The organism is Microcystis sp. LE19-195.1E (assembly GCF_027532095.1).
Taxonomy (GTDB): Bacteria; Cyanobacteriota; Cyanobacteriia; order Cyanobacteriales; family Microcystaceae; genus Microcystis; species Microcystis aeruginosa.
In genome coordinates this window covers 13,924-31,421 of record NZ_JAPZSZ010000066.1, presented here as the reverse complement: position 1 = coordinate 31,421, position 17,498 = coordinate 13,924, and the positions used below count along the sequence as shown (strand labels likewise).

Annotated in this window: 7 protein-coding genes; 1 reads left to right on the top strand and 6 read right to left on the bottom strand. The window is 42.4% G+C overall.

Annotated features, from left to right (window positions below):
* Positions 1–21 precede the first annotated feature (21 nt).
* The 4 genes from O9300_RS03980 to O9300_RS03965 all read right to left on the bottom strand — a co-directional run bounded on the left by O9300_RS03980 (position 22) and on the right by O9300_RS03965 (position 11,170).
* The gene (locus tag O9300_RS03980; RefSeq protein ID WP_287970182.1) at positions 22–5,463 is read right to left on the bottom strand and encodes a type I polyketide synthase; all 5,442 of its coding nucleotides are present in this window, start codon (positions 5,461–5,463) and stop codon (positions 22–24) included.
* A 195-nt stretch (positions 5,464–5,658) separates the two neighbouring features.
* A complete protein-coding gene (locus O9300_RS03975; protein WP_287970180.1) occupies positions 5,659–9,453 on the bottom strand; it encodes an AMP-binding protein in 3,795 nt (1,264 codons plus the stop codon).
* Positions 9,454–9,546: 93 nt separating this feature from the next.
* The gene (locus O9300_RS03970; protein WP_002741314.1) at positions 9,547–10,206 is read right to left on the bottom strand and encodes a nitroreductase family protein; all 660 of its coding nucleotides are present in this window, start codon (positions 10,204–10,206) and stop codon (positions 9,547–9,549) included.
* A gap of 34 nt (positions 10,207–10,240) precedes the next feature.
* Entirely contained in the window at positions 10,241–11,170 is a 930-nt protein-coding gene (locus tag O9300_RS03965; RefSeq protein WP_002776853.1) for a VOC family protein, read from the bottom strand.
* A gap of 728 nt (positions 11,171–11,898) precedes the next feature.
* Between O9300_RS03965 and O9300_RS03960 the strand changes: the two genes are divergently transcribed.
* Positions 11,899–13,341: an AAA-like domain-containing protein gene (locus O9300_RS03960; protein ID WP_287970179.1), complete on the top strand. Its 1,443-nt coding sequence runs from the start codon at positions 11,899–11,901 to the stop codon at positions 13,339–13,341.
* Here the strand turns inward: O9300_RS03960 and O9300_RS03955 are convergent.
* Positions 13,338–16,055: an AAA-like domain-containing protein gene (locus O9300_RS03955; protein ID WP_287970177.1), complete on the bottom strand. Its 2,718-nt coding sequence runs from the start codon at positions 16,053–16,055 to the stop codon at positions 13,338–13,340. The two genes, O9300_RS03960 and O9300_RS03955, sit on opposite strands and share 4 nt — an antisense overlap.
* 384 nt (positions 16,056–16,439) lie before the next feature.
* Positions 16,440–17,327 (bottom strand): helix-turn-helix domain-containing protein, encoded by an 888-nt coding sequence (locus O9300_RS03950; RefSeq protein WP_287970175.1) that lies wholly within the window; start codon positions 17,325–17,327, stop codon positions 16,440–16,442.
* Positions 17,328–17,498: the final 171 nt, after the last annotated feature.

Genomic DNA, 17,498 nt, shown 5'->3' with positions numbered 1-17,498 from the left:
TAGGGTTTGAGGTCTGCTTTTCTAGCTTAAGGAATTTAACTCCTGTAGCAGTAAATCGGACAATTCTTCTAGGGATAAATCTTCTTCGTTGAGGGGATCAAGATTGTTATCTTGATTTAGTCCTATTGCTAAGGGTTTTAAACTAAAGTCAAGGTCAATAACTTCAGCTACTAGATAATCGACCAAACTGGTCACTGTTGGGTATTTAAAAGTGATAGTTGCCGCCAGAGATTTACCTAAATCCTTGGCTAAACGATTGCGTAATTCCACCGTCATTAAAGAATCCATTCCCAACTCAAAAAAACCTTGGTCAACTTGGGTAAATTCTCTAGCTGGAATACCGAGAATTTCCGCTACAATCCCTTGAACATGAGCAGTCAAAGCCGCAAAACGCTCCTCAATTGGTACTGTCCTTAAGACATTAATAAAATTATTGTCTGGGGTTAATTTTTGGGCTGAAAAACTCTGGAAATCTCGTAATAAAGGCGGAATTTTTTGATTCTCGAAACTGTTAAAAAAGCTATTCCAATTGAGAGAAGCGACAGTTACCTGTGTCCGAGAAGTCGTCAGCAATGTTTCGAGGAGATGTAAACATTTTTGGGGATCAAGAGGGGTAAAACCCTGTTTAATTAGCCTTTTTTTCGCTTTTTCGCCTAAATTTTCGGCCATACCACCCTCTGCCCAGGGACCCCAATTAACGGTCAGGGCCGGCAGTCCTTGCGCTTGACGATAATGGGCTAGACTATCTAAAAAGGCATTAGCACTAGCATAATTACTCTGTCCAGAAGACCCTAACACCGAGGCCATCGAGGAAAAATTAATAAACCAGTCTAAATCCACTTCTTGACTGAGGAGATGCAAATTCCAAGCGCCGAGTATTTTGGGGGAAAAGACGCGCTCAAATTTCTCCCAAGTCTGTTTGGATAAGCTGGCATCCTCTAACACCCCGGCCGTGTGAATAATGCCTTTTAAGGGGGGTAACTGTTGCTCGATTATCTCAAAAGCCCGACGCATTTGGCCAAAGTCGCTAACATCGGCGGCAAAAACTTCTACATTGGTTCCCTCTTGTCGCCATTGGTCTATAATTGGTTGGGTTTCTGGAGTTATTCCCCGGCGACTCAGTAAGACGAGGCATTTTGCTCCTTTTTTCCTTAACCAATTAGCCACTTGCTGCCCTAAGGCCCCTAGACCACCAGTAATAAGATAGGTGGCATTTTCGGCAATTTCTCGGTTTTTTAGCGACGATTTCGGGATAAATCGCCCTAAACGAGCCACATAGCTCCGGCCTTGCCGCCAAGCGATTTGATTTTCCTCCTCCGCACTTTGTAAAGATTGGAACACCTCTAGGGCTAAGGTGTGGCTATCCTGAAATTTATCTCCATCTAGACACAGACAGCGCAATTCTGGGTATTCTAGGGCAATAGTCCGTCCTAATCCCCAGAGGGAACTTTGGGCAAGGGCAATCACTGTGGGCTGAGAAGGAATGTATTGAGCCGATTGGGTGACAATATAGAGGCGAGGAGAGTAATTAACCTCTATTTTGCCTAGTTCTTGCACTATTTCCAGCAAAGTTCCACAAATTCGCTCCTGAGTGACGGCTAGGTTTTGATTATTTTCTAAAGCTTGGTCGTCATCGATTCCCCAGAGATAAATTAGACCTTGATAGGGTTTTTTGAGGAGATATTGCCAAGTCTGGCGATTGTTTTCGGTGATAAGTTGGCATCTATGCCCTTGTTGCGCCAATTTTTCGGCTAATTGTTGCCCCACTCCCTTTTTGTCAGCAAAAATTAACCAATCTCCTGTTTCTGTCCAATCCATTCCCGTCAAGTCCGTGGCTTGCCAAGTAATTTCGTATAAACTATCCTTGAGGTCGTTGGTCTGGGAAAAGAGGGTTTCTGGCCGGGCCTGTTGAAAGGTTAATCCGTCAATTTGGCTAATTAATTGACCCGATTCGCTGAAAATAGTCAAATCAGCGATTAAGATGCCGTTTTGCAAATTGCTATGGCTGAAGCGACCATGACAGTATATAGAGGTGTCCTTAACTCCCGAAAAGGTCAATCGGTCAATATTAGTGGGAAGATAGGTGCTATTCCCCGCGGGAAATAGTGCCGACATAGCGTGAAAGCAACCATCAAGTAAGACAGGATGTAGCTGGTAATCCACCGCTTGCGAGAGTAGATGGGAAGAAAGTTGAATTTTTGCGACAATTTCGGACTGATTGCGGTAAAGTTGCTGGATAACTCGAAAACTTTCCCCGTAGTTCACTCCTTTACTTACACAGTCCTGATAATGCTGTGCGATTTCGATTTTTTGGTGACAACGGTCCCGGATATCTGTCCAATTGCCGCTGGGTAAGTCCTGGTTTTCATTGGTTAAATTACCGGATAGATGCAGTAGGGAAACTTCCCCTTCCCCAAGACTGAGAATCTGAAATTGTCCCCCCGCTAGTAAGCTTAACTGTACCTTTTTACTCTGGTTTTCTGAGAAAATTAAGGGTCGATTCAGACTCAATTGGCCAATAGTAAACTGCTGATTGGGATATTGTTGACCGGCTGCCACTATAATCATCTCTAGATAGGCCGCGGCCGGGAAAACTACCTGGCCAAAAACTTGATGTTCTTGCAGATAGCTCGGAGAGCAGGGAGAAAGAGAGGATTGATAGTGAACATCCTTTGACCCCAATAGATGCAGCGGTTGCTGTAGGAGAGGGTGGAAAGCTGCTGCTGTCGGGGTTTTTAGCTGAGAATCAATGTAATCTAACCAATAGCGTTTTCTTTGGAAGGGATAGGTAGGTAAGGGGATTTTTTCGCGTAAATAATCCAGGTCGAATCCATTCCAGTCAATTTTGACCCCTTTTACATAAAGGGTCGCTAAACTTTGGAGTAGGGTTTCCCAATTCGACTGTTTTGGGGATAAACTAGCTAACCAGAGACCTCGGTCGGGGAGATTTTGCTGACCTAGGTTAATTAATGTGGTTTTTGCGCCAATTTCTAGGAATATTTCCGTATTTAACTCTCCTAATCTTTCTATACCCCGGGCAAACTCTACGGGAGACAGTAGATGATTAACCCAATATTGGGAAGTTGCTATCTCTGCATCGATAACATCCCCAGTCAAGTTAGAAATAAGGGGAAGACGTGGGGAATTATAGGTGATAGTTTCGGCAATCTTGGCAAATTCCCCCACCATACCCGTCATTAAGGGAGAATGGAAAGCATGGGAAACCCCTAAAGTCTGACTTTCAATGCCTCTCTGATTAAAGTTAGCGATTAAATGGTTAATAGCCTCAGTTTCGCCAGAAATGACTGTATTTTCTCGACTATTGACCGCAGCAATGGTACAGATGCCCCTAATCTTCCTCAGATGATTGGTCACGGTGTCGGAATCGGTAAAAATTGCCGCCATTATGCCGTTTTTCGGTAATGTCTGCATTAAGCGTCCCCGATGGGCAATTAACTTCAAACCGTCTTCTAAGCTAAAGACTCCCGCTAAACAAGCGGCCACATATTCCCCTAAACTATGACCGATGAGAGCATCGGGTTTCACTCCCCAAGATAACCAGAGCTGGGCGAGGGCATATTCCAGAGAAAATAGGGTAATTTGACTGTAAAAAGTCTGATTAATCAACTGACTGGTTTTTTCGTCCCCATATAACACTTGCAGTAAGGATTTCACCCCATAGCTCCGTAAAATTTCGTCACATTTCTCTAAAGTTTGGCGAAAAGTCGGTTGCGTTTCGTAGAGTTCCCTAGCCATTCCGGGATATTGTGAACCCTGTCCCGTACACATAAAAGCCAGTTTAGGGGCTTTTTTCGAGGTTAAAAGACTTTTTTGACCTGAAAAGCGATTTTCACCCCTAATAAAGTCTTTTAAAGCTTGCTCAAGCTGTTTTTGAGCCAGAAAGGGAATAGCTAAACGATGCTCAAAATGCGATCGCCCAGTATTAGCGGTGTAGGCCACATTTGCCATGACCGTCTGGGAATTTTGACCGAAAAAATCGTAGTAGCGTTGAGCTAATTCCCGTAAGGCCGGCTCACTTTTCGCCGAAAGGGTAATTAAATGACAAGGACGTTCTAAATGAGGTTTTTCGTCACCAAGCCGCTCAAAATTGCTTTCCTCAACGATTAAATGGACGTTAGTGCCACTCATCCCAAAAGCACTCACTCCAGCCCGTCGGACTCCTTCTCTGACCAACCAAGGGGTAAGAGTGGTGGGGATTTTGACCGGCAGTTTTTCCCAGGGAATATAGGGATTAGGGTTCTTAAAATGAAGATTAGGGGCGATTTGCTGATTTTGTAGCTGTAAAACTGTCTTAATTAACGCCGCAATTCCCGCAGCTCCTTCCAGATGCCCCATATTAGTTTTCACGGTTCCCAAAATCAGGGGATTATCTTGGCTATGACCCTGGCCATAAATTTTCCCTAAGGATAAAACCTCGATGGGATCTCCTAAAGATGTACCTGTACCGTGAACTTCGACGTATTGTAGATCTTTAGGTTGAATTTTCGCTCTTTCGAGGGCTTGTCTGAGTAAAGCTTCCTGTGCCTGACCATTGGGGGCGGTTAAGCCATTACTTTTTCCATCGTGATTGACAGCCGAACCGCGAATTTGGGCGAAAATAAGATTGCCATCTCGGAGAGCATCACTGAGACGTTTTAAGACCACGACACCGCAACCTTCGCCGCGACCATAACCATCGGCCGAAGCATCAAAGGTTTTACTGCGACCCTGGGGAGAAACGGCTTTTAATTTACAATTACTAATCGCAGTGGCCGGGGTTAACATCAGATTCACACCCCCCGCTAAAGCGAGATTACATTCTTGGCCGCGCAGACTTTGACAGGCCAAATGTACTGCCAAGAGGGAGGAGGAACAGGCCGTATCAATTTGCAGAGTCGGACCGTGAAACCCAAATAGATAAGAGATTCTGCCGACGGCAATAGCGCGACTGGTTCCTAAACTGTTGTAAGCATCAATGTGATTGACTACGCCTTGATGAAAACACAATTGGGCATAATCATCGCGAAAAATGCCCATAAATACGCCAGTTTGACTATTAATCAAACTTTCTGGCGCAATAGCCGCATTTTCTAGGGATTCCCAACAGACTTCTAACAGTAACCGTTGTTGCGGATCCATGGCGGCGGCTTCCCGAGGTGAGATGCCGAAGAAAGCTGGGTCAAATTCGTCAACTTTGTCTAAAAATGCCCCTTCCCGACTATACATTTTCCCCGGAACATCGGCATCGTGGTGATAATAATCGGCAATATTCCAACGTTCTAGAGGAATTTCCGTTACTGCATCGATGCCATTAACCAATAACTGCCAATAACTCTCGGAATCATTGACTCCTGCGGGAAAACGACAGCCAATACCCACAATAGCGATGGGTTCGGTTTGCGCTTTGACCATTGCATCGAGGTGTTTGTATTGTTCTAAAAAAGCTTGTTTTTGTTGATTCATATTCCTAACAACTCTTGTCTTGTTATGTCACGTCACTTTCATCTCAGGTTATGCTTGGGAAAAAGTCACGGATAAGCAGGAAAAACCTTGATACTGTCGGGATGGGAAAATTTAGTGGCATAGTCACAATTGTCCCCGTGACTCTGAGGTGGGGGATAGGTCAAGGGAAATTAGCTATCCTATCCCCACCAGCGATTAACTAAAGAAGGCAGAGATTTCTTCTTCGGATATTTGGGGTAAAACTGCTAAAATTTCGCTTTTTTCTCGATTATTTGCCGATTCAGCCGCCGTATTGCTTTGATTAATCTGGTTAGCTAAATATTCTGCCAAACTATCAATAGTGGGATAATTCCAAACAATGGTGGCTTCGACGGGGATTCCCGACCAATCGGCAATATCTTGGGCTAATTCCACGGCAAAAATTGAATCTAAGCCAAAATCAGCAAAAGACTGGCTGGTTTGGATAGTGGCTGGATTGACCTTTAATTTCTGGTGTAACCAATTACCTAACCACGTTTCCACCTTTTCGGGAGTTTGTTGGCTAAGAAGGGACTTTTTCGGACTAGAGGGGCTATTTACTCCGTCTTGCCGCGGTTGACTAGCAATTTCGACCAGAGAAGTTTCAGCTTGAGGATGAGTCTGTTTAGCTTCTGGTTCCAACATCAATAACTCGTCGAGTTGATAATCGGAACCCTCTAGACGTTGTTCGATATCATCAATAGATTGAGTATAATCGAGGATACGATCGCGGATAGTTGCCACCGAAGAAGCAAAGTTTTCTTCGGGTGTTCCCCGGAGAGCTTTCTGCACAGATAAATCAAACTGCAATTGACTCCAAGCTAGGGCATGACTGTACTTTTCCCCGGGGTGAATTTGGGCCATTTTCGCTGTTGTTGCTACTAAAGCGGCGTAACAACCCAATTCTCCGATTAAAGAATAAGCCCAAGCTAAGGCGGCAGAACGATCACCCCAGAGATTAGACTGGAGACAACGCTGATTAATAGATTGGGCAGTGGTGTGGAGTTGCAGGGCAATCTCGGGCGCTTCCAGAACTTTTGTCAGAAATTCGCCTAATTTGTCCGTATGGGTGATACTTTTGCCCAAAAAGATTTTCAAACTTTCGTTAGGACCTTCGCCAATTCGTAAAACTCTGGCATCCCGGAGAATTTGCGGGGCAAGATTAGTTTCCATGTAACCTCTACCCCCGAGCATCTGAACGAGACTATCGGCCGCTTCCCAGAGGTAATCAGCCCCCGTAATCTTGGCAATAACGGCCATTTCCCTGGGAACGGCAACTTTTTGGTCTAAGGCGGTGGTGATACACTTTAAGAGACTGGACAAGGCCACCGTAGCCCCAGTTAAATGGTCAAAACGGGCTAAAGTAATCGGACTTTCTAGCAATTTACCGGTAGCGATCGAACGACGACTGGCATAACGTAACATTAATTGTAGACAGCGTTTCATGCCGCCAACTCCCATCATGCCAATCCCTAAACGGGCATAAAGTAAAGCATCGTCGGCGGGTTCAGTGCCATTGCCCAATTCTCCCAGCAATTGCTCTTTAGTGACTAAAACATCCTCAAAATAGATGGCATTTTGCATAATTCCCCGTAATCCCATAGTTAGGGATTCAGGTCCCAAACGCAGACCGGGGGTGCCTTGACGGACAAGAAAACCTGTCAAACCGTTATTCCCCGGTTCTTCGGAATCAAGCAAACGGACAAAAACATTAATCATTCCGGCCCAAGCGGAACCATTCCAACGCTTAAGTCCGCGAATTCGCCATTTATCTCGACCATCCGGCACTGCAACGGTACTAATTGCCCCGATATTCGCTCCTGCTTCCGGTTCCGTCATGCCAAAGGAGGATAATTGTCTTCCTGTCGCTAAAAGAGGTAATAATTCTTGCTTGAGGGAAATAGTCCCGTAGTTGAGCAGCGGACGGATACCTAAGCTGTTATTGAGACTGACCATCGTCGCCAAGGTTAAATCAATGGCGGCTAATTGTTCCATCACCTGCAAAAAATTGCGATTATTAAGGGCTATTCCCCCGTATTCTTCGGGAATCTGCATTCCCATCAGTCCTTGATTGCCAAAATCCATGACAATATAGGGCGGCACACAACGACGGTCATCAATCAGATGGGAATTAATGCGAGTTTTGGCGTAATCTCGCAACCAAGTCAAGATTTGCTCGGTTTTTTCTTGACTAGCGGTTGTGGGGTCAGCTTGGTGACTGCTGAGGGGGGGGGTTAGCGTCGGCATAGGAGATGAAATTAGTGGAAGTTGCTGGTTTAAATACTGTTGACGGCAAGCGTGGCGTTGAATTTTGCCGCTAGAAGTTTTGGACAGAGATGCGGGTTTGATAAAAGCGATATCATAAACTTGCAATTCGTGTTCTTGAAAAACCGCTCGACGAACTGCTTCTAGGGCTTTTTGCTGGTTAAAACGGCGAATTGCCGTTCTTTCTACCTCTTGAACCAGGACTAACTTTTCTTCTGCCTCGATTTCTACGGTAAAGGCGGCAGTTCCACTGGGGCAAAAGTCGGGATAGCATTGTTCTACGGTCTGTTCGATATCCTGGGGATAGTAGTTACCGCCGCGAATAATCATCAGGTCTTTCAAGCGTCCAGTGATGTATAGTTGACCCTGATGAATAAAACCTAAATCCCCTGTACGCAAATAAAAACCCTGTCCGGTATCGGCGATAACTGCTTGAAAAGTTTTTTCTGTAGCTTCGGGATGTTGCCAATAGCCCTGGGCAACGGTTTTGCCTTTCACCCAAATTTCTCCCACCTGCTGGGAGGGACAGCGTTGACAGGTTTCAGGATTAACAATGGCAATTTCTGTGTCGATTTCTGTTTGTCCACAACTGACTAAGGATTGAGAATTTGGGCTTTTTTCCGTAAAAACGATTTGATGACGGTTTAAAGCGGCTTTTTCAACCCAGCAGATTTGAGGAACTTGATTTTTCCTAACAGCAGCAACTTTTAAGGTGGCCTCGGCTAAACCATAACCCGGACAAAAAGCGGCAAACTCAAAACCACAGGGGGCAAATTTACGAGCAAATTCGCTTAAAATTTCCATTCTGACGGTTTCTGCGCCATTTAAAGCCACTTTCCAACTGCTTAAGTCTAAATCCGTCAGCTGCTCCTCTTTAATCTTGTCAAGACAACGTTTATAGGCAAAATTAGGGGCGGCAGTGTGGGTGGCCCTGTATTTGCTGATGGCATTTAACCAACCGAAAGGACGTTGTAAAAAGGAAACCGGAGACATTAGATAACAGGGAAATCCTCGATAAAAAGGCAGTAAAATGCCATAAATTAGCCCCATATCATGAAAAGTTGGCAACCATGTCACCATAACGCTCTTTTCATCGTGTTCCCAACCTAAATCTAAATCTCGGAGGTTGGTCAAAAGATTCTCGTGATTGACCATCACTCCTTTGGGAGTCCCCGTGGAACCAGAGGTGTATTGTAAAAAGGCTAAGGTCTCTGCTTTTATCTGAGTGGGGTGGTCTTCGGCTAAACTTTTGCCGATTAAGCTATCCGTAGCTAGAAAGGGAATATCTCTGTCTAGTTGCCTTTTTAATTGGTCTAATTCCGATTGTGTGCTTAAAAGTAAGCTTGCTTGCGAATTATTAATAATAGAAGTTAAGCGAGCCATCTTTTGGTTTTTCTTGGGCAAATTAACTGGAATTGCCACTACTCCTGCTAATAAACAGCCGAAAAACCCAGTAATAAACTCTAATCCCGAAGGGTATGCCAATAAAACTCGTTCCCCCGGTAATAGAATGGATTGGAGACTATTGGCAATCGCTTGCGCTTCCAGAAATAATTCCCCGTAGGTAAGGCGTTTTTCTTCGGTTTCGCCATCGACTAAAAAGGTATAAGCAGTTTTGTGGGGTTGGTATTGGGCGCGATAACGAATAATATCGACTAAACTGCTTATTTCTGACAAATTAAGCTTAGTATCTAAACAAAGAGTCATTTTTTTACTCCCTATTATTAAATGGAATCGAAGACAAAGATTTAATCCTCTCGCACCGGGAAAAGTTTCTGGTGACGGGGGGCGACGGTCACTCTAGGGGTGATTTGGGCTTAAATTAAAGGTTTCTCCGTAAATTTCGCCATAGCAGAGCTTCTGAGTCCCAAAACGTCCCCCATACTCGCTCAAGGGTTCATCAGCGTATCCCAAGGCTAACAGACAACAGACATCGACCGTATCGGGAATTTGGAAATACTCGCGCAAGGGTTTAGCCACAAATCCTTCTAGGGGACAACTATCCACCCCCAAGCTTTGCGCCGCTATCATGAGATAAGTAACCGCAATCATAACTTGTCGGTTGCTCCAAGCTTCTGGAGACTGATAACAGGGTTTAAATTGGAAAAAAGGCGGAATGGCCATGTGCATGAACTTGGCCCGTTTTTCGGAAATCGTCCCCTCTTGCTTTCCTAACTCAATCACTTGATTAATGTAACCACGATGGTTAACTTGGCGATCGCCACAACAGATTAAAACCACGGGTGCATCGACCAATTTATCTTGTTCAAAGCCGAATTCTCGCAATTTTGCCTTATTTTCTGGTTCTCTAACCACAATAAATCGCCATGGTTGCAAATTATAACTAGAGGGTGCTTGGAATCCTAAACGAAAAATTTCGGCTAAAATTTCTTCGGGAATGGCATCGGTGCGAAATTTACGAGTAGAGCGTCTTTTTTGAAATATTTCAGCAATATTCATCATCTAACCCCTTTTATAAGACGTTTTCAACGGTTTAACCTAAAAAACTTTCGGGAATCGCTGGTCCCCATTGATAGAGAATATCTAACCCACCCGCATGAAGTTCTGGCTCGGTGGTTTGCTCGAAAAGGTCTCCATCGGTAAAATGTTCAATGAGGCTACCAAAAGGATCTTGCCAATAGTCAAACACTTGACTTCCCAACAAATGGCGACCAATACCCCACACAGGAGTCCATCCTTTTTCTCGCAACCAATCGTGGCCGATTTTAATAGAGTCAAAATCTTGTACCTCGAAGGCAGTATGATGGACTTTGGGGTGAGAACCTTGCAACATGGCGATGGTGTGATGATCAACCCATTCGTCTCCCCGTTGACAACGAAGAAAACCCCCGACTCGTAAACTGGGATGGCCGTAATAAATTAAATCTGTTGCTTTTAAGCCAAAAGTCTGCTGATACCAGTGATAGCTTTCCTCAAAGTCTTTGACATCAATAGCTAGATGACCTAGACGTAAAATAGGTGCGGGTTCTTTTTTCGGCCTTTGGGTGCGACCTAAACGGGTTTTCCGACTAGCGTGATTCCATTCTAGGGGTTCAGGAATCGGCAAAGGTTCCACTTCCTCGATACCATAGACCAATTCTAGGTTAAAACCGTTGGGGTCAATAATTTTGATGCGCTGACCACCGCCGGGGGTGAACAGGGTTTCCACGGTCGAAGCGGAGGCTAAAGTGGCTAGTTCATGTAAGACGGATTCTGATGTCGCTTCTAGGGCAAAACTGACAAATTTAGCTTCTTTTCCCCATTCTACGACATAGACAAACTGTTTTTTGCCTCTAGCTCGCATATACAAGGCTGTATCGGTTTTAACTGCGGTAATCAGGCCAAAATCCCTCAAAAAACGTTCGCACAGGTCTAAATCCGGATGTTGATAGGTAACGTAGGCAATATCAGCAATTTTAGTCATAGTCGGTCATCCAGTAGAGTTGTCTAATTCGGCACAAAATAGCCAGACAGATATCGGTCAAAGTGCTGCCATAGCAAGGGTAAAAAGACTATTAAGAAAATCTGAACCTTGTTGTGGTTGATTATGGCATTGTGAGTACACCCACAGTCAAAGGCGAATTTTTCTTGCCCTCAATTGCTATCCCAGACTGGAGTTTGAGTAACTTGGGGGTGGAGAAAAACCTTGGGGAACTTCGGGGTTTTGCGGAAAATTTTTTTGAGAGATGTGGTCAAGGTTGTCTAGAGTACCTCGTTAAATTGGACTTATTGAGAAAATATTCACACTAATTGAGAATCAACAAAGGTTTCATCAGGGTTTCAGGCGGTGCAATGCTGAAGTAAATCTATTTTTTGAGGTACCCTCTAGAAAAATCCGCTATCGTTCGAGTAAGCAAGTCAGAGAATATTGGGATCAGTGGCAGCGGCAAGGATTATTTCTGTTTCCACTGCCCAAATACCCCTCTGAAATCAATCTTGTTGCACCTGAATGGCATCAATTGAAAACTCGCGAACTGACAGGTCAAATTTTTCTCGAACGGTTGGATTTAGCGCACGCTGTTAAACAGGGGAGCGAAGCTTGCACTCAAAAAGGAGGATAGGAAACTCACTGTTTTAAGTTTATTCCGTAACCAAATCATTACTTAAATTTTTCAATTACCAGCAAAGTCCTTAATTACTAAACTTGAGATAATGTCTAGAAAAGTTACCTATGGGGATATTCCCAGGCAAAGAACCAAATATCTACTTAATGCTCTGTTAAAGTTTGCTAACTACGAGGTGGATAATTGTGAAAATCTGGCTATTAAATTTAGCTGGATTAATGAGAAAAAATTGAAAATTCAAGCCGAACTTAATGCTTTAGAAATGCTGACCGAAAAATGTGGTCAAAAGCTGGAGTTATGGCAAATTCGGGATGCTTTGACGGAATATCTTAACGAAAAGTTTTTAGGTATTTTGGAAGATCATCGTCTCAATAATCAAGGAAAAATTCGTACTTTTCAAATTACTTTTTGGCAACGGGGTCATGATATTTTAACTAACCTAAGGAGCTTTGATCAAGAGTGGGCAAACAAAAGTAAACATCAATCTCCCGCAATTGCTGCTATTTTCTCCTCTTTAGATGAGGAAAAACAACAGGATTATCAGACCTATATTAAGGATTATGTAAAACGTCCACCTCTGGAGGAAAATTGTCTCAAAGTTCTTCAGCAAGAACAATCGTTGCTAAGAATTCGCGCACCTCATAATAGTGGCAAAACCCGTTTAGTTAATTGGTTAGTCCATCATCTCAAACAAGATAATTATCAACCAGTTATCATTGATTGTGAGGAGGAAAAAGCTACTATTGCCCTTAGTTGTGAAGACTTGCTGCTGTCGATTTGTCGTACCATTACCCAAGAATTAAAGATTAACGAATTTCTTCTCGATAAATTTTGGTCTCGTCCCGGAACTCCTGCCCACAAAACTCGACGATATTTAGAGGAATATGTTCTCCAACCCAGTGCTAATCCTCTGGTTTTTGTCTTTGAAAAATTTGATACAATTTTGGAAACTGAAACAATCGGTAATGAAATTTGTGGTATTCTCAGAAGTTGGCATGAAAGACGTTCCCAACCTTGGCGGAAACTGCGCTTAATTATTATTCATTCAACGGAATTTTATAGCAACTACGATTTTTATGCCTCTCCCTTAATTGGTGTAGGTTATGTGGCTAGTTTATCGGATTTTAATGCGGAACAAGTTCTCACTTTCGCTCAAGTTAATGGCATTAATTGGACGTTATCAGATGTTCACAAGGTCATGAACTTAGTGGGAGGTAATCCTTATTTAATTAAGTTAATCTTGGTAAAATTGCAAGAAGGGAATTCTCTAGAAAAGGTTCTAGATGATGCCTTGCAGGGACGAGAGCCATTTCAAAGTCATTTTTTCCTACTGATGAGATATCTGAAAAGTAATGCTAACCTACGGAATATTTTTAGGCAAATTCTTCAGAAAAAAGCTCTGACTCCGGCTCAAATGAAAGGAGAATCTGTCCAATTTTTGGAACGATTGGGACTGATCCACAAAAGTTATGATACCCTAGAGGTGCGTTGCAATTTGTATCAAGTATATTTTGACGACTTGCTTGATTAGTCTCGTTGAGATTCCAATTGAAACTGAATTGAGTTTTCAAGTTTTGCTTCTAACTTACTCTTAACCCTGACAGTAATTGGTTCTCGATTAGATTCGGATTCATTATCTACAAACCTGAGAGAATTGCCTGAGGTCAAACTGGCCGAAAGATTGAGGTTTTCTAAATATTCTTGTATCAACTCTGAAGAAATTTTATTCTGGGATTGCAAGGCTCTAATAGCAGCTATAAATGATTGGGCCGCATCATAACTGGTAGCGGTTCGCCAACTAATATCTTCTTTCCATAAAGCTTGAGCATCTCTGACAAAATTTTGGGACTTAATTAGATGGGAAAACCAAGGCACAGCCAAAACTAAATTATCAATAAATTTACCGCTATCAACCAACATTTCATGTTCATACATGGAATGACTCCCTAAAAGAACTAGCTTATTTTTCAGTTCTGGAGTGGTGCTGGTATTCAACTGTTCAAGAGTATGGGATAATTCTACTACCACAGAAGCTGATTCCAAACTGGGAAATAAGACAATTCCTCTAACTTGATCTTGGGAAAATGCTTTGAAAACTTCTGCGTCAATATCTAGGGAAGATGATAAATCAATTACTTTAGTGATTTTACCGCCTTTTTTTTGGAAAGCTTGATGAAACTCTTGAGTAAGTTCTTGGCTATCAATCTGGTTAGAATTATTAAAAATAATTACTTTATCTAGATCATGTTTGCTGGCATAATTAGCTAAAGTCTCACCAATTTTTTCATTGGTGATAACGGTTCTAAAAAAGTATTCACTCTCAATTACATCCGAGGAACTTGTCGAAGAAATTAAAGTAATTTTGGCTCTTTCATAGATAGGTAAAGCTGCTAAGGTGGCTTCACTAGAATAATGTCCAATTACTCCAATAACTTTGGGGTCTTTAACGATTTCCTTGGCGACTATCTTAGCAACTTTTTCATCATTATTATCATTGGCAATAACGATATTTAAAAATAAATTATTCGCACTTGTCGGTAATTGGCTATTAAATAAATATTGTGCTTGAGCAATCCCTTTAAGGATTTCTTGGGAAATTTCATTTTTTTTGCCACTGGGAATAACCACCGCCAAAGTCACATAATTATTACTTAAATAAGCGATAACATTATTATAATAAATCAAGGTTTCTGCATCTTCAGGATGAGCGAGATAGGCTTTTTTGAATAACTGTTTAGCTTCCAAATAATTAGCATTTTTAAAAGCCAAAATACCCCGATCTTTATAAAAATTTTCCTGTTTAATAAGTAGCTTTTTTTCGCCTTGGCTAAATAGTTCAGGCTCCTTAGTATAGGGGATTTTATAAAAGTAAGGTAACAGCCATGACTGGTAGAATCCCAACCCAAGTAACCCTGTAACAATGCTAGTAAATATTCCCGATGCTAACATAAATAAACGAGATTGTTTTTGACGAGTAATGCTTTCAGATGCGGCTAAAAAACGATAATCGATACTATCTAATTCTTTATCTTCTTGCCATTTTTTAGATTCCTCTAACTTTTTACCTGTCAGTAAACAATTTGTATCGGTAAAATTTGAGTCTTCCCACTTAGCAATTTCCGATTGATAAGGACGACTAGCTGCTAATACATTATATAACCATTTTTGATTAAAAATTGCCTGATAAATAGCATTAGCCACTCTAAGATAGCCCTGATTATCGACGATAACTAATCCAGATAGTAATAATTCATCATGTTCTGGTGTGTTACTCGCTTTCACCAATTTACCTTTTAAAACATTAGCATAAACCCTTAGTAAATACCCTTGATCAGGATGATAAATAAGTCGCTCTCTTATACTTGATAAAAAAGCAGGTTCATCTTGTTTTTCCCAGTTATCAATAATGTGTTTATAAACAAAATCTCGCATCCAAGCTGATAAGAGAGACCGAGGTATTTGAACTTTAAACTTGGCCATTAAATAACACAATTTTTGAGTTAGAAAAGGTTGACCATTAGTCCAGCTAAAAATTTCTTGTAGAATTTCTTGAGGGGACACACCCAACCCTTCTAGTCCTTGCATCAAGGGTTGACAGTTATCTTCTAACGACAGTCCATTTAATTCAATTGCTTTACCAATATTGAAAGGAGTTCTTTGACTATCCTGAATTAATTGATTGGGGGTAGCCGTGCCAATTAAAACAAATGAAATACGATTAAAATCTGAATTAATAACTCGCTTTTCATGACAAGACCTAAGGTAAGCAAAAAAGTCATCAGTAGCAAAAGGTAGTTTTCTAACCACATCAATTTCATCAATAAAAATAACAATGCTGGTTGAAATTTTTCTCAATAAAATTTCTTTAATAAATTGTCTAAGTAACCCAACATTAGAAACAGATTGACTGGCGATCCAGGATTCTAAATCCGTCATGTTTAGTTTTAATTGTTCGGCAATTTCAATAATTAAGGAATGATACCAGCTAGATTGATCTACTGATGTCCCCAATTCATTTAAGTCTATACGGGAACAGGCTACTCCTTGGACTTCAATTTGAGTTTGGATGCGTACCGTCAAACTCGACTTGCCCATTTTGCGAGAATTGAAAATATAACAATACTGACTGTTCATCAGAGCTTGGTACAGTTCCAGATCAGCCCTTCTATCCACATAGCTTGGATCGGAAGGAGATAAGGTACTAGAAAACTTATAAACATTCTCGGCGGTTCCGTTTTCTTGCATATTTCGATATTTTATTGACCAGATAACCAAAACTTGGGTAAGTAATACCAGTTTGAACTACAGTAACCCTGGTGATAAATCCAGAAAAAACCTCGCTCACTAATAGCCGATTATTGGTAAGCTAGTTCTACTCTGAATGAGATTGGCATATTTTCTTAGGGTAAACTCATCTAAAATGACAGGGTAAGAGCATCTCAATCAGGCTTGACAGAAAGCCTTGAGAACAGTCACAATCTCGTTATTGTTCATGGCTGCTTGTTTCCTTTTTTGGCTTCCCCTTGCAGTGAACCTGCTGGAGTCAACAGCCAGCTGTGAACCTGTGGGAGTCCCCACCCTCAGCAACGGGTTCGGAGGAGACTGAAAAGTCTCCTATCCCCTAATTCCCTACTCTAAAGCGTAGATACGACCATCCATGAGCAGACGGGTGATCCCTTTAGCTTCCAGTTGAGCGTGAGCTTTTTCGATCAGGCGACCGTCGGGAACTTTAATCACTTTTTCCTTGCGCTTGGAGAAACGACGAGCGATGCGATGACTTTCAAAGATGGGGAGGGTGCGCTGCTGGATTTCCTGAGGGGGAACCTTACCCAATTCGGCAAAATCCTTGAGGGGACGGGTGATTAATTCGGCAGCGCGATCAATGACCAAGTAACAGGTTTTGGGAAAAGCCGCCGCCGATAGGGGTAATATCTGTAATTGGGCTGTTTTAACGATAGTCGGGCCTAAATAGCTCCCCGCTAGTTCCTCCTCCTCCTCGTCTTCATCTTCATCTTCATCCTCCTCTTCATCCCAATCCTCGTCAAGCTCATCTTCCTCCTCCTCTTCCTCGATAGCTTCGACGAAAAACTCGGTTAAATTAGCGTCTTCTAGTGGTTTATCGCCATTAATTTCTATATCTTCCGAATGATCTGCTTCTGGCGGGTAAGAGGTATCCATTAACAGGGTTAATTGTTCCACAGAAGCGATCGGTTGCTGAAAAGCCTGCTCATCCTTAGCTGCGATGTGGGCTGCCCGAAAACTAATCACCTCGATCGCTTTTTCCGATAAATCCGCTGCTGCTCCCTCCGCCTCGAGGCCACGAGGATTACGGGCCAAGCGTTTTTTCTGGATTAATTGCTCGTATTCCTCGCTAGAAAAAGAATTTTTGAGAAAACGACTGACCGTAGAACTACTCACGCCATAACGCTCGGCTAAGGTGGAAGTGGTGGCCTCCGTTTCCCGATAAAGCTTAAGAATTTCTTTTTTCGTGGCATCAGTCAGTTTTCTTGCACTCATATTACTTATATAGTTATTTTTTAAGCGATAGGATCTTGCCGATGGCTAGTCAGGGGAAACTGTTGTCCTTGAGCGGATGTACTCTTAATCATAAAACGCTCTAGCCAATTAAAACTAAGCAATTCGTTTTCTAGTCCCTGTTCTAGTCTATCCTTGACTTCTGTTTCTCAC